General features: G+C 66.0%; 15 protein-coding genes. 7 read left to right on the top strand and 8 right to left on the bottom strand.

All coding sequences use genetic code 11. The features are described 5' to 3' along the window. The first annotated feature begins 1 nt into the window (after position 1). Genes ACQ5BL_RS02500 through ACQ5BL_RS02475 form a run of 6 tightly spaced genes read left to right on the top strand, consistent with a single transcriptional unit; the run spans position 2 to position 7012 of the window. Entirely contained in the window at positions 2-946 is a 945-nt protein-coding gene (locus tag ACQ5BL_RS02500) for a DUF58 domain-containing protein (protein WP_243808874.1), read from the top strand. Beyond that, positions 943-1440 carry a DUF4381 domain-containing protein gene (locus ACQ5BL_RS02495; RefSeq protein WP_430292773.1) on the top strand — a complete coding sequence of 166 codons (498 nt, stop codon included), beginning with the start codon at positions 943-945 and terminating at the stop codon, positions 1438-1440. Before ACQ5BL_RS02500 ends, ACQ5BL_RS02495 begins: the two co-directional genes overlap by 4 nt. Next, positions 1433-2476, top strand: a complete 1044-nt coding sequence (locus ACQ5BL_RS02490; protein WP_243808876.1) for a vWA domain-containing protein — start codon at positions 1433-1435, stop codon at positions 2474-2476. The genes ACQ5BL_RS02495 and ACQ5BL_RS02490 overlap by 8 nt, the downstream gene beginning before the upstream one ends. Next, entirely contained in the window at positions 2473-4236 is a 1764-nt protein-coding gene (locus tag ACQ5BL_RS02485; RefSeq protein WP_243808877.1) for a VWA domain-containing protein, read from the top strand. Before ACQ5BL_RS02490 ends, ACQ5BL_RS02485 begins: the two co-directional genes overlap by 4 nt. Next, positions 4233-5882: a BatD family protein gene (locus ACQ5BL_RS02480; protein WP_243808878.1), complete on the top strand. Its 1650-nt coding sequence runs from the start codon at positions 4233-4235 to the stop codon at positions 5880-5882. The genes ACQ5BL_RS02485 and ACQ5BL_RS02480 overlap by 4 nt, the downstream gene beginning before the upstream one ends. Positions 5883-5932: 50 nt before the next feature. Continuing rightward, a complete protein-coding gene (locus ACQ5BL_RS02475; RefSeq protein ID WP_243808879.1) occupies positions 5933-7012 on the top strand; it encodes a chlorophyllase/cutinase-like alpha/beta fold protein in 1080 nt (359 codons plus the stop codon). A 92-nt stretch (positions 7013-7104) separates the two neighbouring features. Here the strand turns inward: ACQ5BL_RS02475 and ACQ5BL_RS02470 are convergent, their stop codons facing one another. Continuing rightward, a complete protein-coding gene (locus tag ACQ5BL_RS02470) occupies positions 7105-7521 on the bottom strand; it encodes a carboxymuconolactone decarboxylase family protein (protein WP_243808880.1) in 417 nt (138 codons plus the stop codon). A gap of 116 nt (positions 7522-7637) precedes the next feature. Between ACQ5BL_RS02470 and ACQ5BL_RS02465 the strand changes: the two genes are divergently transcribed. Next, on the top strand, positions 7638-8444 hold the full coding sequence (locus ACQ5BL_RS02465; RefSeq protein ID WP_243808881.1) for a cyclase family protein: 807 nt from the start codon (positions 7638-7640) through the stop codon (positions 8442-8444). A gap of 229 nt (positions 8445-8673) precedes the next feature. Here the strand turns inward: ACQ5BL_RS02465 and ACQ5BL_RS02460 are convergent, their stop codons facing one another. From ACQ5BL_RS02460 to ACQ5BL_RS02430, 7 genes are all read right to left on the bottom strand, one after another. Next, positions 8674-11055 carry an efflux RND transporter permease subunit gene (locus tag ACQ5BL_RS02460; RefSeq protein WP_207884341.1) on the bottom strand — a complete coding sequence of 794 codons (2382 nt, stop codon included), beginning with the start codon at positions 11053-11055 and terminating at the stop codon, positions 8674-8676. Between the two features lie 14 nt (positions 11056-11069). Beyond that, positions 11070-12152, bottom strand: a complete 1083-nt coding sequence (locus tag ACQ5BL_RS02455; protein WP_243808882.1) for a WD40/YVTN/BNR-like repeat-containing protein — start codon at positions 12150-12152, stop codon at positions 11070-11072. A gap of 274 nt (positions 12153-12426) precedes the next feature. Continuing rightward, on the bottom strand, positions 12427-13794 hold the full coding sequence (locus ACQ5BL_RS02450; RefSeq protein WP_243808883.1) for a DUF1329 domain-containing protein: 1368 nt from the start codon (positions 13792-13794) through the stop codon (positions 12427-12429). Between the two features lie 59 nt (positions 13795-13853). Then, the gene (locus ACQ5BL_RS02445) at positions 13854-15821 is read right to left on the bottom strand and encodes a DUF1302 domain-containing protein (protein WP_243808884.1); all 1968 of its coding nucleotides are present in this window, start codon (positions 15819-15821) and stop codon (positions 13854-13856) included. A 472-nt stretch (positions 15822-16293) separates the two neighbouring features. Further along, complete coding sequence (pepN, locus tag ACQ5BL_RS02440) at positions 16294-18951, bottom strand: aminopeptidase N (protein WP_243808885.1); 2658 nt, start codon at positions 18949-18951, stop codon at positions 16294-16296. A 180-nt stretch (positions 18952-19131) separates the two neighbouring features. Then, on the bottom strand, positions 19132-19959 hold the full coding sequence (locus ACQ5BL_RS02435; protein ID WP_243808886.1) for a DUF2797 domain-containing protein: 828 nt from the start codon (positions 19957-19959) through the stop codon (positions 19132-19134). A 13-nt stretch (positions 19960-19972) separates the two neighbouring features. Continuing rightward, entirely contained in the window at positions 19973-20233 is a 261-nt protein-coding gene (locus ACQ5BL_RS02430; protein ID WP_243808887.1) for a YeaC family protein, read from the bottom strand. Between the last annotated feature and the right edge of the window lie 138 nt (positions 20234-20371).

Raw genomic sequence — 20371 nt, 5'->3', positions numbered from 1 at the left:
CATGCACAACGTCCTGGCGCCAGGCGTAGCCGTCTCGCTCGGCGAGCTGATCGAGATCCGCCACCGCCTGCGCGAAGCCCAGCTGTTCTCCACGCCGTCGCGGCGCAGCCCGCTGATCGGCCTGCACCATTCGCGCCTGCGTGGGCGAGGCGTGGACTTCGACCAGGTGCGTGTCTACCAGGCCGGCGACGACGTGCGCACCATCGACTGGCGCGTCACCGCGCGCACCCAGGAACCGCACACCAAGTTGTTCCATGAGGAGCGCGAGCGGCCGGTGTTCGTCCTCGTCGAGCAGAGCACGCGGCTGTTCTTCGGCTCCGGGCTGTGCCTGAAGTCGGTCCTGGCGGCCCGCGCCGCCGCCTTCATCGGTTGGTCCGCGCTGGCGCACAACGACCGTATCGGCGGGCTGGTGTTCACCGACAGCGAATGCCAGGAGATCAAGCCACGGCGCAGCAAGCAGAGCCTGCTGCAGCTGCTCAACCTGGTCGTGCGGGCCAACCACGGCCTGCTCGCCGGCGCAGGCCTCGGCCATGGCGGCGACGGTTTCAGCATGGCACTGCGCCGCGCCCGCGAAGTGCTGCGCCCCGGCAGCCTGATCCTGGTGGTGTGCGACGAGCGCGCCCTGGGCGATCTGGCCGAGCAGCAACTGTCGCTGTTGGCGCGCCATACCGACCTGGTGCTGCTGCCGGTGTCCGACCCGCTCGACCACGCCCTGCCGGCAGCCGGACTGCTGCGCTTCGCCGAAGGCCCGGCGCAGCTGGAACTGGACACCCACATCGACGAGCAGCGCCTGGCCTACCGCGCCCTGGGGCAGGCCCGCCGCGAACGCTGGACACGCCTGGCCCAGCGCCTGGGCGTACCGCTGCTGCCGCTGTCCACCCAGGAGGAACTGGTGGAACAGTTGCGCAACCTGCTGGAACAGCACCAGCCGGGGTACGCACCATGAACCCGCTCGACCAGCTGGAACCCCTGATCGCCCCAGCGCCCGTCGCCTGGTGGCCGCCCGCCCCCGGCTGGTGGGTGGTCGCCGCCCTGATTCCGATAGCGCTGTGGGGGCTCTGGCTGACGCGCCAGCACTGGCAGCCACGACGCAAGCCGAAGGAAGTCGCCGAAGTCCCACTCGATCCCTTGCGCCAGGCGGCGCTGGAAGAACTGGCGCGTCTGCCGCGACCCTATGACCGCGCTCCCGCCGGCCCCTGGCTGCAGGCGATCAACGGCCTGCTCAAGCGCGTGTCGCGGGCGCGCTGGCCCGACAGCCACAGCCATACCCTGAGCGGCCGCGCCTGGCTGGCCTTCCTCGACAACCGCTGCCCCGCCGCCGGCCTGACCCGCTGGATGATCCTGGTGGAGGGCGGCTACCGCGCCGAATGCCAGCTCGACGACAAGGCCATCAACGGCCTCGCCGCCGCCGTGGAAACCTGGGTACGCAAGCATGTTTGAGCTCGCCTGGCCCTGGGTCTTCCTGCTCGCGCCCCTGCCCTGGGTGATGCGCCTTATCCTGCCGCCGGCGGACAGCGGCGAGGCGGCACTCAAGGTCAGTTTCCTCCAGGAGCTCGAAGGCCTCGCCGGCCGCCGAGCCCGCGCCCGTCTGCCGGCCTGGCGCCAGCAGGCGCCCTTCGCCCTGCTCTGGCTCTGCCTGCTGATGGCGGCGGCGCGCCCGCAGTGGGTCGGCGACCCGCTGCCGATTCCCGCCAGCGGTCGCGACCTGCTGCTCGCCGTGGATGTCTCCGGTTCCATGGACTACGCCGACATGCGCTGGGAAGACGATGACATCAGCCGTCTGGAACTGGTGAAGAAGCTCTTTGGCGGCTTCATCGAGGCACGCCGTGGCGACCGCGTCGGCCTGATCCTCTTCGGCACCCGCGCCTACCTGCAGGCGCCACTGACCTTCGACCGCGACACCGTGCGCGTCTGGCTCGACGAGGCCATGATCGGCATCGCCGGCAAGGATACCGCGCTGGGCGATGCCATCGGCGTGGCGGTCAAGCGCCTGCGCCAACGCCCGGCACAGAGCCGCGTACTGGTGCTGATCACCGACGGCGCCAACACCGCCGGCGAGATCGATCCGCAGACCGCTGCCCGCCTCGCCGCCGAGGAGCAGGTGAAGGTCTACACCATCGGCATCGGCGCCGATCCCCAGCAGGGTGGAGTGAAGGGCTTGTTCGGCCTGAACCCCGGCCTGGACCTGGACGAGCCGACGCTCAAGGCCATCGCGCAAATCACCGGCGGCGAATATTTCCGCGCCCGCAACGGCGAGGAGCTGCAACGCATCTCCGACAGCCTCGACGCCCTGGAGCCGGTGGAACAGAACCCCACCCAGGCGCGCCCTGCCCTGGCGCTCTACAGCTGGCCGCTGCTCCTTGCGCTGCTGATCAGCGTGACACTGGTGGTCCGCGAACTCTGGCCGCCGGAGGACTGGCGCTGGCCGGCCCGCCCGGCCTGGCTGGCACGCCTGCGCCGGGAGCGGCAGCCATGAGCGCGTTCTGGCCCCACCTGCTGCGCCCCTGGTCGCTGCTCCTGCTGCCGCTGCTCGGCTGGCTGCTGTGGAAGCTCTGGCACCGCCAGCGCCGCGCCGGCCGCTGGCAATTGCTGCTGCCGGCGGCCTTCCACCCCTGGATGCTGTCCGGCGGTCACGGCCGCCACGAACGACGTCCGTGGATATTCCTCGGCCTGGCCTGGCTGCTGGCAGTGCTCGCGCTGCTCGGCCCGAGCTGGCAATACCTGGAACAACCGGCGATGGAGCGCAGCGATCCGCTGGTGGTGGTCCTCGAGCTGACGCCGGAAATGCTCGCCACCGACCTGCCGCCCAGCCGCCTGGAGCAGGCACGGCGCAAGGTGCTCGACCTGTTGCGGGCACGCAGCGACGCACAGACCGCCATCGTCGTCTACGCCGGCAGCGCTCACACCCTGGTGCCGCTGTCCAATGACCTGGGCACCGCGCGCAACCTGCTGGACGCGCTCAAGCCCTCGATCATGCCGGCGCCGGGCCGCCGCGCCGACCTCGCCGTCGAGCAGGCGCGCCAGTTGCTGAACCACGGTGCCGAAGGCAACGGCCACATCCTGCTGATCGCCAGCGCCCTGGATGCGCAGGAACGCCAGGGCATCCGCAAGGCGCTCAAGGGCAAGGGCAAGGACCTGCTGCTGCTCGCCATCGGCACCCCCGGCGGCGCGCCGATCGCCCAGGAAGACGGCACCTTCCTCAAGGACGAGCAAGGCAACATCCTGGTGCCGCGGCTGGACGAAAACACCCTTCGCCAGTTCGCCACCGACCTCGACGGACGCTTCCAGCGTCTGCGTCCGGGCAACGCCGACCTGCGCGCGCTAGGCCTCCTGAACAACACCCAGGGCCTGCAGGCCAGCGAGGACGACGCCATTCTGCGCCTGCAACGCTGGGCCGACCAGGGCTACTGGCTGCTGCTGCCGCTCTTGTTGCTCGCCGCCTGCGCCGGTCGCCGGGGCTGGCTGTTCAGCCTGCCGCTGCTGTTGCCGCTGCTGTGGTCGACGCCGCAGAGCGCCAATGCCTTCGAACTCGCCGACCTCTGGCTGACCCCCGACCAGCAGGGCCAGCGCCTGCTCGAAGCGCAGAAACCGGCCGAAGCCGCCGAACGCTTCGAGGACTTCCGCTGGCGGGGCCTGGCCCTCTTTGAAGCCGGCGACTATGCCGACGCCGCGCGGGCCTTCTCCCAGGGGGACAGCGCCGCCGACCATTACAACCGTGGCAACGCCCTCGCCCGGCAGAACGAGCTGGAAGCCGCGATCGACGCCTACGACCAGGCCCTGGAGCGCGCACCCGACCTGGCCGCCGCGCAACGCAACAAGGCGTTGCTGGAGGAGCTGCTGCGTCAGCGGCAGAAAGCGTCCGGCGACGAAGCAAGCCAGTCCTCCCCGCAGCAGAATCCGTCCCAGGGCGAAACCAGCGAACCCCAGCCGCTACAGCCCAGGGAGTCGAAACCCAAGGAAGAGCAGTCCGAGGAACAGGCCTCGCAGCCCACCCCTTCGGCCCAGACGCCGGAACAGCGCGACGCCGACAAGCCCGCCGCCAGCCAGAGCATCCCGCCGCAAAGTTCCCATGTCGAAGAAGGCGAAACCAACCTGGCGAGCACCGGTCCATTGAGTGACGAGCGCCGCCAGGCCCTGGAACAATGGTTGCGCCAGATTCCCGACGATCCCTCCGAACTGCTGCGCCGCAAGTTCTGGTACCAGCAACAGCAGCAGCGCCAGGAACCCACGCAATGAAAAGGCTGATCTGCCTGACCCTGCTCTGCCTCGCCGCCGTCCGCGCCGAGGCCAGCTTCACCGCCAGTGTCGACCGCACGCGCCTGAACGAAGGCGAAAGCATCGACCTGACACTGGAGTCCGACGACCCGACCTTGTTCGGCAAGCCGGACCTGAAGCCCCTGGACGATCAGTTCGTGGTGCTCGGCACCCGCCAGGTCAACCGTCTCACCACCCTGAACGGCAAGACCCAGGCCACCACCCGCTGGATCGTCACCTTGCAGCCACGCAATGAAGGCACGGTGGTGATTCCGCCGATCCACCTGGGCGGCAATACGACCGAGTCGATCAGCCTGCACGTCCTCAAGGCCGAACAAAGCGCCAGCAGCCAGAAACTCGCCCCCGTGTTCATCGACGCCAGCGTGGACCAGGAGGAAAGCTATGTGCAGGCGCAGGTGATCCTGACCCTGCGCATCTACCATTCGGTGTCGCTCTACGACGACAGCAGCCTCACGCCCCTGCAGATCGCCGACGCCCGCGTCGAACCGCTGGGCGAGGCGCGCACCTACGAGAAGGAAATCAACGGCGTGCGCCATGGGGTCATCGAAGTTCGCTACGCGATCTTCCCGCAGAAGAGCGGTCCCCTGGAAATCCCCGGGCAGACCTTCAATGCCACCCAGGCCTCCCAGCAGCGCAGCCCCGACGACAGTCCCTTCGGGCCGCCGCCGGGCAAGCAGATCCGGGTGGTCTCGCCGACCATCCCGCTGCAGATCAAACCCAAGCCCGCCGATTACCCCGCCGACGCCCCCTGGCTGCCGGCCCGGTCGCTTAGCCTGAGCGAAACCTGGAGCCCGCAACCGGAGCAGGCCCGTGCCGGCGAAGCGCTGACCCGCAATATCATGCTGCGCGTGGAGGGGCTCTCCAGCGCCCAGTTGCCGCCGCTGCCGCAGACCTTGCCGGGCGAGTTGCGCCACTACCCCGACCAGCCGCAACTGGCCAACCAGGGCACCGAACAAGGCATGATCGGCAGCCGCGAAGAGCGCGAGGCGCTGATTGCCGACCACGCCGGCCAGGTACAACTGCCGCCCGTCGAAGTGGTCTGGTGGAATACCCGGGACAATCGCGTCGAGCGCACCAGCCTGCCGGCGCGCACCCTGACGGTGGCCGCCAACCCGCAGCTGGAAACCCCGGCCGACGCATCCGCCACCCCCACCACCGACGCCCTGCTGCAACCCCAGGCCCGCCTGTGGCCCTGGCAGCTGGCTTGCGCCATCCTCGCCTTCACCACACTGCTGGGATTCGGCCTGTGGTGGCGCGCGCGCCGGCTGCCCGCAGTGATCCGCGCCGCGGTCGCCGGCCCCAGCGCGCGCACCCTGCTCGACGAACTGCGCCGCGCCTGCCAGGCCAACGACCCGCACGCCACCCGCCAGGCGCTGGACGCCTGGGCACGCCAGCAACCGGAGACCCTGGCGGACATGGCGGCGCGCTTCGTGCCGCTGTCCGACGCCCTGGACAGCCTCAATGGCGCGCTGTACAGCGACAGCGAAGGTGGCCGCAACTGGCAGGGCGAGGACCTCTGGCGCGCCGTGCGCAGCCTGCCGGGCGCCGATCCGGAAGCCGCTCCCGCCGCCGATCCGGGCAGCCTGCCGCCGCTCTACCCGCGCTGACGCAACGGCGGGGCTATGCTTGCTGGCGAGCCCCGCCAAGAGGCACCCAGATGCCCCGCGCCAGCCTTTGCGCCCTGTTCGTCGGCCTTTCGCTGACACTCACATCACGCGCCGAGCCCGCCCTGCCGCCGACACAGCCGCTGCAGGGGCCCGGCGGCTCGGCCTACAGCCACGCCGACGTTCGCCAATGGCACTTCAACGCCGACGGCAACGAATACTGGGTCTTCACCCCGGCCCGCCCGCAGCCGCAAAGCGCGCCGCTGGTGGTCTTCACCCACGGCTGGAGCGTGATGCAACCGGACCTGTACCGCGCCTGGATCGAACACATCGTCCGCCGCGGCGCAATCATCATCTACCCGCGCTACCAGGCCAACCTGAAGACACCCGCCGCGGACTTCCTGCCCAATGCCGCCGACTCGGTGCGCCATGCCGTCCGCGACCTGCAGGCAGGAAGGCTCGGAGTGAAGCCGGAGCTTGCGCATGTGGCCTACCTCGGACACTCCGCCGGCGGCCTGATCGCCAGCGGGCTCGCCGCTTCCTGGCAGCGCCTGGACATCCCGAAGCCGCACGCGCTGATGGCGGTGGAACCAGGCAAGAGCAGTGGCCCACGCTGGCGCCAGGTGCCGTTGGAGCCGCTGCTGAACATTCCCGCCGGAACCTTGCTGCTGGCCGTCTGTGGCGATGAGGACGAGCGCGTCGGCTGCGACGACGCACGGCGCATCTACCGGGAAAGCACCCAGGTCGCCGCGCGGGACAAGGACCTGCTGCTGTTGCGCAGCGACCGCCATGGCAGCCCGCCCCTGCTGGCCAACCACGCGGCGCCCAGCGCGCCACGCTTCGACCCGCGCTATCCGCCCAGCGACTCTTCCAGCTGGCTGCTCAATCGCGTGCAGGAACGGGTACGCCAGCGCCTCAAGCAGGGCCAGCCATCGGCCCACAACGCGCTGGCCACCGACGCACTGGACTGGTATGGCACCTGGAAACTGTTCGACGCCCTGTGCGACGCCGCCTTCTACAGCCAGGACCGCGACTACGCCCTGGGTGGTGGCGCGGCACAGTTGTCGATGGGGCGCTGGAACGATGGGACGCCAGTGAAGACCATCCTGCGGTTATCGGCGCCGGCTCCTTGATCGATCGGTTCGTCGCAACGTGCGTCGCCCCCTGTAGGAGCGGGCCATGCCCGCGATCGCGCGCATGGCGCGCTCCTACAAAAACGCCACAACTAGCCGCCATTGGCCTCCATCACCGCGCCCTTGAACACCTCATCCAGCGGAACCTGATAGCCGATGGCGAGGCGGTTGGTCTCGTTCGCCATGGCCACCACCGCCAGCAGCTCGCCGAGCATCGCATCGTCCATCCCCGCCTTGCGCGCCGCCGCGCCGTGGGAGCCGATGCAGTAGTTGCAGTTGTTGGTGACGCTGACGGCGACGTAGATCAGCTCCTTCACCAGCGGGTCCAGTTGCCCCGGCCCCATCACCTCCTTGAGGCTTTCCCAGGTGCGCTTGAGGGTCTGCGGATGGTTGGCCAGGGCCTTCCAGAAGTTGTTCACCCAGTCGATCCTGCGGGTCGCCATGATGTCGTCGTAGACGGCACGGACCTCGGGGCTGGCGTCGGCGTATTCGATGAGCTGCAAGGACATGGGCACTCCTGGACCGGTTTCGGAATAAGAAAAGCAGGATTCGGAATTGGAAGATGGGGTTGGCGCTGGGGAAAGATAAGGCGCGCCATCCCATCCCCGTCAAGGAATCAGACACCATGCAACGCTTGCCCGCCCTGCTCTTCGCCGCCGCCCTGCTGCCCGTACTCATTGCTCCCGTCCAGGCCGCCCAGCCCGGCCTGTGGGACACCTACGCCAGCCTCAAGCAGCACGCTTGGGTTGACCTGACCCACGCCTTCGACGACGACACGCCGCACTGGAAAGGCTTCGAGCCCATGGGCCGCAAGACGCTCTACAGCGTGGACAAGGACGGCTTCCAGGTGGAGCTGTACAGTCACGTCGGCCAGTGGGGTACCCACGTCGACCCGCCGGTGCATTTCCACAAGGGCCTGCGCAGCGTCGATCAGTTGGAGGTGAAGGAACAGTTCCTGCCACTGGTGGTGTTCGACGTCCATGAGCAGGTGGCGAAGAACCCCGACTACGTACTGACCCTGGCCGATGTGAAGGCTTGGGAAGCCAAGCATGGCCCGGTGCCCGAGGGCGCCTTCGCCGCGCTGCGCACCGACTGGTCCCAGCGCTGGCCGGACCAGGCGAAGATGCAGAACCAGGACGCCAAGGGCGTGGCCCACTATCCGGGCTGGAGCAAGGAGGCGCTGGTGTACCTCTACGAGACGCGCAAGATCACCGCGTCCGGCCATGAGACCACCGACACCGATCCGGGTCTGGCCACCACCAAGGACGACTACTCGCTGGAGTCCTACATCCTGGGTACCAACCACTACCAGATCGAACTGCTCGCCAACCTCGACAAGGTGCCCGAAGCCGGCGCGCTGGCAGTGGTGAGCTTCCCGAAGATCGCCCGCGGCACCGGATTCCCGGCGCGGGTGTTCGCCATCCTGCCGTGATCCGGCACCTGTAGGAGCGCGCCATGCGCGCGATCGCGGGCATGGCCCGCTCCTACCAGGGAACCCGGCGGATCGAAGCCAATCGCGGACGAAGTCCGCTCCTACGCGATCTCATGCATCGTAGGAGCGGACTCCGTCCGCGATGGATCCCCGGCGGCTCCGAACCCTGATCCGGCACAATAAAAAAACGCGGCCCGAGGGCCGCGTTTTTTTATTGCTTGAGAGCCGATCAGTGAACCAGGATCGACGCCTTCTTCTGCCGCACCTTCTCCGGGTTGATCAGGAAGCGCGCCAGCGCCGGCAGCAGCCACAGGGCGCCGAACATGTTCCAGAGGAGCATGAAGGTCAGCATCAGGCCCATGTCGGCCTGGAACTTGATCGCCGAGAAGATCCAGGTGGCGACGCCGATGGCCAGGCACAGGCCGGTGAACAGCACGGCCTTGCCGGTGGACTTCAGGGTCTCGTAGTAGGCCTCCTGCAGGGACAGGCCCTGGCGCAGGAAGGACTCCAGGCGGGTGTAGATGTAGATGCCGTAGTCCACGCCGATACCCACGCCCAATGCGATCACCGGCAGGGTCGCGACCTTCACGCCGATGCCCAGGGTGGCCATCAGCGCGTTGCCCAGCACCGAGGTGAGGATCAGCGGCAGCACGATGCACAGGGTGGCGGCGAAGGAGCGGAAGGTGATCAGGCACATCACCGCCACGCAGATGTACACCAGGATCAGGATGGTCAGCTCGGACTGCTTGATCACCTCGTTGGTGGCCGCCTCGATACCCGCGTTACCGGCGGCGAGCTTGAACTTCAGGTCGTCCTGGTTGTTGGCCTTGGCGAACTCCTGGACCACGCCGACCGCACGGTCGAGGGTCTCGGCCTTGTGGTCGTTGAGGAATACCAGCAGGGGCGCGAGCGAGCAGTTGCTGTTGAACAGGCCTTCGGCACGGCTGATGGAGTTGTTCAGCACGTCCTGGTTGCGCGACAGCGACTCCCACTTCAGGTTGCCCTCGTTCATGCCCTTGATCATCTGCTTGGAGACGGTGACCAGGGAGATGGCCGATTGCACGCCCTCGGTGTTTTCCAGGCGCCAGGCGAGCTCGTCGATGGCCGCCATGGTCTTGTGGGTTGAGCAGCCTTCGGCGGCGGATTCCACCATCACCACCAGCACGTCGGAGCTGGTCGAGTAGTTGCGGATGATGAAGTCGTTGTCCAGGTTGTAGCGCGAGTCCGGACGCAGTTCCGGCGCGCCCTGGTCGAGGTCGCCGATCTTCAGGTGATGGCCCTGCCACATGCCGCCGGCGAACATCACCAGGGCGATGACCACGGAAATGGGTGCCACTTTCGGACTGGCGAAGTTGGACAGCGCGCGCCAGAAGGGATGGTCGCGCACCGCGTCTTCCTTGCTGCGCTGCACCGCCTTCTTGCTGATGCCGATGTAGGAGATCGCGACCGGCAGCAGGATCAGGTTGGTGAACACGATCACCGCCACGCCGACCGAGGCGCCGATGGCCAGCTCACGGATCACGCCGATGTCGATCACCAGCAGGGTGATGAAGCCGACGGCGTCCGCGAGGATGGCGATCATGCCCGGCAGGAAGAGCTGGCGGAAGGTACGGCGAGCGGCCAGCAGCGGGGTTTCCGCATCGCTGGACTGCAGGGCGATACCGTTGATCTTCTGCACGCCATGGGAAATACCGATGGCGAAGATCAGGAACGGCACCAGCATCGAGTACGGGTCCAGCCCGAAGCCGATGGTGTGCAGCAGGCCGAGCTGCCAGATCACCGCCACCAGGGTGGTGGAGAGCACGGCGATGGTCGAGCGCACGCACTTGGTGAACCACAGCAGCAGCACCAGGGTGATCACGAAGCAGATGCCGAAGAAGCCGACCACCAGCAGCAGGCCGTCGATCAGGTCGCCGACCTTCTTGGCGAAGCCGGTGATGTGCACCTTCACGTTGGGGTTCTGCAGCTGGTACTTGTCGCGGATCTTCTCTTCCAGCTCATGGGAGAACTGGCGGTAGTCCAGCTTCATCAGCTTGCCCTGGTCCTTCGGGTCCGGATAGACCTCCAGCAGCGGCACATCGACGATGCTCGACTTGAAGTTGTTGGCTACCAGGCGGCCGATCTGGCCGGACTTGAGCACGTTGTTGCGCAGCAGCTCCAGCGCCTTGGGCGAACCGTCGTAGGTCTGCGGGATCACTTCGCCACCGGCGAAGCCTTCCTCGGTCACCTCGGTCCAGCGCACGCTCGGGCTCCACAGCGACTTCATGCCGGAGCGGTCGACGCCGGGAATGTAGAAGACCTCGTCATGGATCTTCTGCAGCGTCTCCATGTACTCCTTGGTGAAGATGTCGCCGTTCACCGCTTCCACCGAGATGCGCACGGTGTTGCCGAGGTTGGCCAGGTCGTTGCGGTGCTCCAGCATGTTCTGGATGAACGGGTGCTGCAGCGGAATCATCTTCTCGAAGCTGGTGGACGGACGCACCTGGGTCGCCTGGTAGCCGAGGAAGATGGTCACCAGCAGGCAGGCGATGATCACGAACGGCCGGTGGGTGAAGATGATGCGTTCCAGGAAAGTCGCCTTGTCCTGTTGGTGTTTGCTCAGAGCGTTCATGCAGGCTCCCCGGCTTATTGTTGTTCTGTCAGCTCGGCGCCGGTCGCCGAAGCCAGGTGGATACCGCCCTGGCCGACCAGCACCAGGTTGCCGTTGCCGGCCGCGCTCACGCCGGCCAGGGACAGGCGGTCCGGACGGTTGACGACGCTGAAGCTCGCGCCGTCGTCCTTGCTTTCCAGCACGCTGCCGCCATGACCGACGATGACGATGGTGCCTTCATCCAGCAGGCTGCCTTCGGAGAGGCCGAACTCCAGCTCGCCGCCGTTGGCGGTGGGCAGGTTGACCTGCTGCCAGCTGTCGCCGAAGTCGGTGGTGCGGAACAGGTGGCCACGCAGGCCGTAGACCAGCGCGGTGCCGGCCTGACGGGTGCCGATGGTGCCGAACAGCGAGCCTTCGTACGGACCCTGGAGTTTTTCCCAGGTCTGGCCCCAGTCCTTGGAGCGGAAGATGCTGCCCGCCTCGCCGACCACCAGCAGGCCGGAATCCTTCACCGCCGCGATGGCGTTGAGGTGGTACTGGTCTTCGTTGTCCAGGCGGTCGCTGGCGTCTTCCCAGTGCTGGCCGCCATCGGTGGTTTCCAGCAACGCGCCGTAGGCGCCCACGGCTATGCCGTGGTTGTCGTCCTGGAACCAGATGTCCAGCAGCGGCGCTTCGCGCTTGAGGTCTTCGAACTGGCGGGTCCAGGTGGTGCCGCCATCGGTGGTGACGAGGATCTGCGCGTCGTGGCCGACGGCCCAGCCCTTCTTGTCATTGAGGAAGAACACCGCGGTCAGCAGCTGGCGGGTCGGCACCTTGGCCTGGGTCCAGCTCTTGCCGGCGTCGTCGGAGTAAAGGATATGTCCGTGATCCCCCACCGCCACCAGGCGCTTGCCGGCCTGGGCGACGCCCAGCAACAGGCTGCTGGTGGCCTTGGCCGAGGGAATGGAGCTGGAGTCGCTGGCCGCCTCGGTCGCCGCGACGGCGGACAAGGGGGCGACGGACAGCATCAGCAGGGAAAGTGCGCCGAGCAGGGAAATCGATTTGCGCGACATCGGGACGGAGCGCGAAGTCTCCGACACGGACTGCTCGCTCGTAGTGCGCCACTGGGGCTCACGCATATGCCTTTACCTCTTTGTTCTTATTGCAGGCGGTATCGAGTGTGGTCGCTATATAGCCAGCCTTTGCCAGGGCTGACAATTAACGGCACGTTATCTTTTGTTAAGCGGCGGCGGCCTCATCCAAAAGGATGATTGCAGCTGGCCAGCAACGCTGTAAGGCGCGTCGCAGGCGGCTTGCAATGGGGAGAGTGGTAACACTTTCGCCCCGCCGCCGGTCGGATGCAGGCAAGAAAAAGCCCGCCAGGTGGCGGGCTTTTTCAGACGCGGGACGAACTCAGCGGGTACCGCGACGACGCAGCGCGGAGGGGCTGAAGTAGGAATCGTCCGGCACCGCCTGGCTGAAGTCGATGGTGGTCGGCTCTTCGTTGTCCAGGTTCTGCACGTGGTAACGGCGGGCCTGGAGGTCGTGGAAGGTGTCCAGGGCGGTCCAGGTGGTGGGCAACTCGTAGTAGTTCTTCAGATAGGCCAGCGAGACGCGCCACAGTTCGCCGCGGCCATCGTACTGGTCGACCTCGGCGGCGCCCCAGCTGTCTTCGTCGAGGAACAGCACGCGCTTGGAATAGATGTGGCGCGCCCCCGGCTTCAGGGTGCCTTCGACGACCCACACGCGGTGCAGCTCGTAGCGGGTGTACTTGGGATTGAGGTGGCTGGGGGTCAGCAGGTCCTTGTACGTAACGTCCGGGCTGGAGACCTTGTAGTTGTTGTACGGGATATACATTTCCTTCTTGCCGATCAGCTTCCAGTCGTAGCGGTCCGGCGAGCCGTTGAACATGTCGGTGTCATCGGCGGTACGCAGGCCGTCGGCGGCGGCGATCGGAGTGTCGTAGGCCAGGTTCGGCGCGCGGCGCACGCGGCGCTGGCCAGCGTTGTAGCCCCAGGCCTGGCGCGGTTCCTTCACCTGGTCCAGGGTCTCGTGCACCAGCGCGGCGCCACCGGCCAGGCGTGCCGGGCTCTTGGTGAAGGACAGGTAGTAGAACAGCAGGTTGTTCAGGTCAGCGAAGCTCTTGCCCTGGAGGTAGTACTTGAACAGCGCTTCCTGCTGCGAGGTCACCAGCGAATAGTCACCGTTGCGCTGCACGGCCACTTCCGAGGCGCGGCGCACGACGAAGGTCCCGCGGTAGCGGGCGATGTGGTTCCACAGCGCTTCCACGCCGCTCTGCGGAATCGGGAATGGGATGCCACCGAAGGCATCGACGAAGCCGTTGCCGCCCTCGGCCAGCTTGGCGCTGGTGGCGTTCTTGAAGGTGTTGTCGTACACCCACTGCGGCGCCGAACCGCTGCGGCGGCTCGGGTACACCGGCATCTGGAAGGTGTCCGGGTAGGTGGCGAACAGCGCCAGAGTGCCCGGCGTCAGGTTGGCCTTGTACTGGTCCAGGTTGGCCTTGGTGATGGTGTACAGCGGCTTGTCCGCGGCGAACGGATCGATGTGGTGCTGGCCCGGCTTGTAGCCGGCCGGCGCCTGGGTGATGCCGCCAGTCCAGGCCGGGATGGTGCCCGCGGCGTTGCCGGCCTTTTCCGCGCCCAGCGGGGTCAGGGTCGACTGCAGCTTGGCCGCGTCCTGCGGGGAAACCGCTGCCAGGGCACTGCCAGCGGACAGGGCAAGGGCCACCGCCGCGCCGATCAGGGTACGCATGTTGCGCATGGTGAATCTCCGTGAAATTCACGCGCCGGGCGTCTCGAACGTCCGGCGCATGCTTGTCGTTAGAAGGAGTACTTGACGTTGAAACCGACGTTGTCGCGATCGCGGGCAGCGTTGTTCTGGCCGGCGCCATAGAACTCGGTGTACTGCAGCTCGGTTTCCAGGGCGTTCAGGTAGGTGGCCTTGACACCCAGGGTGTAGGCCTTGCGGCCTTCGATGAAGTTGCCGGTCTGGTAGGAGTTGCCTTCGAAGTCGTCCTTGTAGACGGCGTACGGCGAGACGTTCACGCCGGCGAACACGTCGTTCCAGGTACCCGAGAGCAACAGGGTGTAACCGTAGGAGTTGCGGTTGACCTGGTCGTCGCGGTCATAGCCGGAGACATAGGCGCCGTTGCCGCGGCCGGAGTAGTAGCGGGTGCTGCCATCGTAGGCTGTGTACTGCAGGCTGCTGCCGCGCAGTTGCTCGGAAGCCAGTTCCGCCACGCCCATCAGCGAGTCGAAGGACAGCTGCGGGCCGAAGTTGTAGATGGTACCCAGCGAGGTATTGAAGGCCTCGACGCGTTCGTAGTTGTGGATCTGGTCGTTGATCGCCACCGGACGGCCGCCGATGTTCACGGTCTTGCCGCTGGCCAGCCCCGGCGCCTGGACCAGCAGGTCGCCCAGCAGGTCGTTGGTGGTGGCTACGCCGATCGGCAGGTTCGGACGGTAGGCCACTTCGCCAAATACCGAGGCGTCGCCCACGGTGGTGTTGAAGCTCAGGCCGTACATGCGGATGTTCTCGACGTACTCGCGACGGGCGTTGACCTGGTTGGCAACGTCCACCGCCGCCGCGCCGTTGACCAGCCCCAGCACCTGGCCGGCCATGGCGTTGCCGCTGCCGGCGGCGGCCATCAGCTGGTCATAGGAGGAGAAGCCGCCCAGGCCCGCCAGCTGGTCCATGTCCAGGCCGGCATAGCTGCTGTTCAGGTCGGCGTAGATGGTCGGTTCCTTGGCGTGGTAATTGACGAAGTAGAAGCCGAACTCGGTAGAGTTCAGTTGCTCGGCAATGTAATGGAAGGACACGCCGAACTGGCCGTCGTCCTTGGCGTTGATGTCCTTGCCGACGTTGGCGACCTTGAACACGCCGTTGGAGTCCAGGTACTGGGTGCCCTGCAGGCCGCCGACATGAGCCGCCGAGAGCTGCGGATAGAGGCTCTGGAACAGCGGGTTGGCCAGCGCGCCGACGGTGGTGTAGGCAGTGTTGCCGCCATCGGCGAACAGGTCGGTCTCGGAGAAGTAGGTGCCGACCGGGTCGAGGCGGGTTTCTTTCCAGTTCCACTGGTAGAAGGTGTCCATCGACAGGTTATCGGTCAGGCCGACGTTGAAGCTCAGCGCCTCCACCGGCATCAGCACTTCTTTCAGTTCCGAGCCCGGCAGGCGGAACTTGGCGGCGTCCACCGGGTTGGTGGTGTTCACGCCGCCGCGGTAGAAGAGGCCCTCGCCCCAGTTGAACACCTGGCGGCCCAGGCGCCCGGTCACCGGATGCTCGGCTACGTCCCAGTTGCCATAGAGATAGGCGTCGAGGATTTCCGCCCGGCTGCCGGCGACATCGCGGGTCTCGCTGGTGAAGTGGTCGTTGTTGGGGTAGCTCTGGCTCGGCTGCGGCGGCTGGTTGTGGTCGTAGTAGTCGTTACGCTTGTCCATGATCTGGGTGTCATAGAAAGCCGAGCCACGCACGAACATGCCGTAGTTCTTGTAGGTCGCTTCCAGGTCGGACGTGACCTTGTACACCTCGGAAACCAGGCCGGTATCGAAGTTGCGGTTGCCGTCGTTGCCGTTGATGTCGTTGTTGCTCTTGTCCTGCCCCTGCACACGCCACAGGGTGCCGTAGGAAACCGTGGTATCCAGCGAACCGCTCACCTCGTTGTCGAGGAAGCTGAACTCGACGGCAGTGGCGGGAACCGACATCAGCAGCGGCAGTACGCCCGCCAGGGCAAAACCCGCGCGAGCGGGAGCGAAACGCAAGACGCGCTTGCGAACCGGGATTTCCATTAGGACTCACTCCATGGACTGATCATTCTGTAAGGGCGCCGCCACTGCGGGCAGTTCGCCTTGTCAGCCGTTATTCCACGGCCTTGTTGTCGTGCCCCCAAGGTGCTCGACACGCCCCCTGACCCAATGGCCAGGCAAAGGCTAAGCGGGATCGGCCGGTGCAACGCCGATGCCAATTGCGGTAAATACGCTGAATTTGCTTACAAAAATTAAAGATATGGCCCGCTACTTTTTGTGACTGATCATCCACTGATCAAACCCACTGACCGATTGCGCCATCGGTCTCTCGAAATGGCGCGATCCGCCCCTGGAAGGCCCGACGCAGACAGGCCGGCACCCTGGCGCCAATTCATCCCAGCGATAAGGCGACTATCGTTTAATTTCGATAAGTAACAAAAAGGTGTTACCAGCCAATGCTGGTAACACCCTCAGCGAGACAGTAGGCGCCCCGGACGGGGCGCCGGCGGGAGGATCAGGCGAGGCTCTTGCTGACCACCTCGAAGACGTCGCTCGACAGCTCGCCAGACGCCAGGATGCGTTCCAGCTCGGCCTTCATCAGCGCCTGGCGCGCCGGTGCGTACTTGCGCCAGCGGGTCAGCGGGGTCAGCAGGCGCGAGGCGATCTGCGGGTTCAGCGCATTGAGCGTGATGATCTGGTCGGCCAGGAAACGGTAGCCCGCGCCATCCGCGCGATGGAAGTTCACCGCGTTCTGGTTGGCGAAGGCGCCGATCAGCGCGCGGATCTTGTTCGGGTTCTTCAGGGTGAAGGCCGAATGCTGCATCAGCGCCTGCACGCGCTCCAGTCCGCCTGGCAGGGTGCAGCCGGCCTGGACGCTGAACCACTGGTCCATCACCAGCGGGTCATCCTTGAAGTAGTCGGCGAACATCGCCAGCGCCTCGGCCTTCTCGCTTTCGAAGGACGAGTTGACCAGCACGGCCAACGCGGTCAGGCGCTCGGTCATGTTGTCGCAATCCTTGTACTGCTCCTGGCAGGCCGAGAGCACTTCGGCCTTGCCGCTCTGCATGAGGTAGGACAGCGCGATGTTCTGCAGGCTGCGACGGGCGATGTGGGTCGCCTCGGCCACGTAGGCGGTCTCGCGGGACTGCTTGCGGTTGGCCTGGTAACGCTCCCACAGTTGCTCGTGCAGTACCGCGCCGATCTGCTGGCGGGCGAACTCGCGGGCAGCGTGGATGGCGTCGACATCCGCCACTTCGCTGATCTCGGTGAGATAGGCCTCGCTGGGCAGCGAGAGCATCTCGGCGACCATGGCCTGGTCCAGCCCGGTGTCCAGCAGCAGGGTGCGGAAAGCCGTGATCAGGCGCTGATCGAGCACCAGCTTCTCGCCACGCTGGTGCTGGCCGATCAGCTCCTGCAGGACCTGCACGGACAGCTGCTGGCCTGCTTCCCAGCGGTTGAAGCCGTCCTCGTCGTGCTGCATGAGGAACATCAGTTGGTCGCGGTCGTAGGGGAAGCTCAGCTTCACCGGCGCGGAGAAGCCGCGCAGCAGCGACGGCAGTGGCTTCTCGGCGAGGCCGACGAAGGTGAACGACTGCTCGGCCTCGGTGACCTGCAGCACGCGGTCGCTGCCGTGGGCGTGTTCTTCGCCCTGCAGGCGCAGCGACAGGGCATTGCCCAGCTTGTCGATCAGGCCCATCTGCACCGGAATGACGAAGGGCTGTTTCTCGCTCTGCCCCGGCGTGGCCGGGCAGCTCTGGCGGAAGGTCAGGGTGTAGCTCTGCGCGGCGGCGTCGAAGCTTTCCTCCACCGCCAGGCGCGGGGTGCCGGACTGGCTGTACCAGCGCTTGAACTGGGTCAGGTCGACGCCGTTGGCGTCTTCCATGGCCTTGACGAAGTCGTCGCAGGTCACGGCCTGGCCGTCATGGCGCTCGAAGTACAGGTCAGTGCCCTTGCGGAAGCCATCGGCGCCCAGCAGGGTGTGGATCATGCGAACCACTTCCGAGCCCTTCTCGTAGACGGTCAGGGTGTAGAAGTTGGAAATCTCGATGAAGGAATCCGGGCGCACCGGGTGCGCCATCGGACCGGCGTCCTCGGCGAACTGGTTGGTGCGCAGGAAGGCCACGTCCTCGACGCGCTTGACGGTGCGCGAATTCATGTCGGCGGAGAACTCGCTATCGCGGAACACGGTGAAGCCTTCCTTGAGCGACAGCTGGAACCAGTCGCGGCAGGTTACGCGGTTGCCCGACCAGTTGTGGAAGTATTCGTGGGCCACCACGCCTTCGACGCGCTGGTGCGCGGCGTCGGTCGCCGTCTCGGCCTTGGCCAGCACGCAGCTGGAGTTGAAGATGTTGAGGCCCTTGTTCTCCATGGCGCCCATGTTGAAGTCGTTGACCGCGACGATCATGAAGATGTCCAGGTCGTACTCGCGGCCGTAGACCTTCTCGTCCCAGCGCATCGAGTTCTTCAGGCTGTCCATGGCGTGCTGGACCTTGTCGATGTTCTCCGGCTCGACATAGATGCGCAGGGTGACTTCGCGCTCGCTCATGGTGGTGAACTGGTCTTCCACGCACCAGAGGTCGCCGGCGACCAGGGCGAACAGGTAAGCCGGTTTCTTGAACGGGTCCTGCCAGGTCGCCCAGTGGCGGCCGCCCTCTTCCGAACCGCTGGCCACCGGGTTGCCGTTGGACAGGAGCACCGGGTACTTGTGCTGCTCGGCCGACAGCGTGGTGGTGAAGCTGCTCATCACGTCCGGGCGGTCGAGGTAGTAGGTGATCTTGCGGAAGCCTTCGGCCTCGCACTGGGTGCAGAACATCTTGCCGGACTTGTACAGGCCTTCCAGCGCGGTGTTGCTTTCCGGGTGGATGCGCACGGTACTGTCGACGGTAAAGGTCTTCGCCGTCGGCTGCAGGGTCAGGTGGTTCTCGTCGAGCTGGTACTGGCCGGCTTCGAGGGTCTGGTCATCCAGCGCCACCGACAGCAGCTCCAGCTGCTGGCCGTCGAGCACCAGCGGCGGCAGGCCGTCGCCGCGCTCCGGGTTGCGGCGCATCACCAGCTGGGCGTGGACCAGGGTGTGGTCCTCGTACAGCTCGAAGGTCAGGTTGGTCTCGTCGATCAGGTACTCGGGCGCCTGATAATCCTTGAGGTAGATGACTTTCGGTTGCTCGGTACGCATGGCTTTTGGCCCCTTGAAAGGCGGCAGGCTGGATGGGCCGGCCGGAGGAATCTGGGTACTGACTCTAGCGAGCTAGAGCGAAGCAGGCGAGTCGGAACCGCATCTATCCCTAGATGCGGTTCCGGGCCGGAAATTCAATTCGGGTTCGATCAGAACCTGTTTATGATCGCAAACAGGTTCTCAGGCGCTGATGGCAAGCTGATACGCCGTAAATTTGCGTACGTTGATCACGCCGGTATCGAAGATCAGGTACTGGCCCTTGATACCCTGCAGGGTACCCTCCACCACCGGCGTCTTGTCCAGATCGAAGCTGGTGATCTTGGCCAGGTAGGCCTCCACCGGATAGCTGATCTCGATGGGGTCTAGGTCGAGCACCGGCTGGATCGCCTGCAGGCCGAAGCGCTGTTGCAGACCGACGATGCCCTCGGCACAGGTGTCGAACAGCTGCTCGCGGATGGCCACCAGGTCCAGCGGCTCGGCCTCACCCTTGAGCAACGCGCGCCAGTTGGTGCGGTCGGCGACCTGGCTGCGCAGCAGGTCCTCGACGAAGCCGGATTGCTGGCGGGTCGCCACGCGCATGATCGGCAGCGCCTGGCGCGCGCCCTGGTCGATCCAGCGGGTCGGCACCTGGGTGGCGCGGGTGATGCCCACCTTCACACCCGAAGAGTTGGCCAGGTAGACCACGTGGTCGGTCATGCAGAAGCGCTCGCCCCACTCCGGCTCACGGCAGGAGCCGTCCTCGTAGTGGCACTTCTCCGGGCTCATGATGCAGCTGTCGCACTGCGCCAGCTTGGTGAAGCAGGGATAGCAGTAGCCCTGGCTGAAGCTCTTCCTGGTCTTGCGTCCGCAGTGGCAGCAGTTGATCTCGCCCAGGTACTCCAGGCGCAGGGTCTTGCCGATCAGCGGGTTTACCGGGACCTCCGTCTCGCCGAGGCGGAAGGCGTATTGCACGGGGCTTTCCAGGCGCGCCGACATCTTGTCCAGGGCGCCGCGTCCAAGCTCTACCATCAGAAAGCAGCCATCAATGCAGGGTATTGGTCGAGAACAGGATGTTCGGGATCGGCTCGGCGTGGGACGCGCATTCCTGCGGGCCCATGTAGCCGGTGCGCTGGTCCTCGGGCAGGTTCTTCAGCTCCCAGGCGATCACGGCCTGCAGCGACAGCTCCTTCTGCTCCTGGGACAGCTTGCGACCGTCGGGCCACTTGCCGATTTCCACGGCGAGCTTGAGGCTCTCGTAGAGCTCGGGGGTGATGTTCTGGATCATTTCGGCGAAGGACGACATGGGCCGGCTCCTGCTGGAGAAAACGAAGCCGGCATTCTACCGGGCCGGAAGCGTTGGCGCACGAACAGAGGTCAGGCGGTCGGTGAGCCCCTGCAGGCGCGCGCTCTGCGCGCCATTCGTGGGCATGGCCCACTCCTA

Origin of the sequence: Pseudomonas sp. B1-22 (assembly GCF_050474425.1) — a bacterium.
Taxonomy (GTDB): Bacteria; Pseudomonadota; Gammaproteobacteria; order Pseudomonadales; family Pseudomonadaceae; genus Pseudomonas.
The sequence above is the reverse complement of the archived record's forward strand: the minus strand, read 5'-3'. Positions and strand labels throughout refer to the sequence as shown.